General features: G+C 27.7%; 1 protein-coding gene. It reads left to right on the forward strand.

Annotated features, from left to right (window positions below; genetic code table 11):
- Positions 1-812 (forward strand): POTRA domain-containing protein (locus tag L8X40_RS08370; RefSeq protein ID WP_318530031.1); only part of this gene is annotated, 812 nt, incomplete at both ends.

Genomic DNA, 812 nt, shown 5'->3' on the forward strand with positions numbered 1-812 from the left:
AATGATAAAGCTAACACTAACTCTAGTATAAATGATAAAACAAACAATAATTCTAATGCAACTAATAATAGTTTTAATACTACCAAATTAAACAATCAAGTCAATACCAACAATAATACAAGTAATCCAAATAACCAAACAAGTAATAGTTCTAATAATAACTCTACTAACTCAAGTAATCAAACTAATACTACTACTAAACAAGTCATAACCAAATACAAATTTGTTATCACTAATGAAAACACTAGCTTTAAAAAGCTAGGTATTAAAGAAGAAGATTTGCAATTACTTATTAGTGAGTTTAACACTAAAAAATTTAGCTTACAAGATTTACAAGATATATCTAATATCATTGCTTATTATTTCCAAGTTAATGGCTATCCTGCAGCAACAGCTTATGTGCCTCAACAAGAATTTGAAGATAGTATTCAAATAAACATAGCCTTAGGAACATTAGGTAAGTATATAATAAAGAATAAAACTACTATAAAAGATCATTTCATAGAGAGTAAGCTTAATGAAAACATCAAAGGCAAAATCATCTCTACTAAACTCATAGAAGATAGTGTATATAAAGTCAATGAAATGTATGGAGTACAAACCCTAGCAGGTTTACAAGCAGGGGAGAATGTAGGTGAAACTGATGTAGTTATAGAAGTAGTGCCTGATACTAAGGCTAATGTATTATTATATGCTGATAATTATGGTATTAAAAGTGCAGGGGATATTAGAGCAGGTATTAGTATGGGATTTAATTCTATACTTAATATGGGAGATTATTATAATTTTTACTTACAATCAAGCAATGAAAA

It is taken from the genome of Campylobacter sp. CNRCH_2013_0855, from assembly GCF_025773025.1.
In the GTDB taxonomy this organism is placed as follows: domain Bacteria; phylum Campylobacterota; class Campylobacteria; order Campylobacterales; family Campylobacteraceae; genus Campylobacter_D; species Campylobacter_D jejuni_C.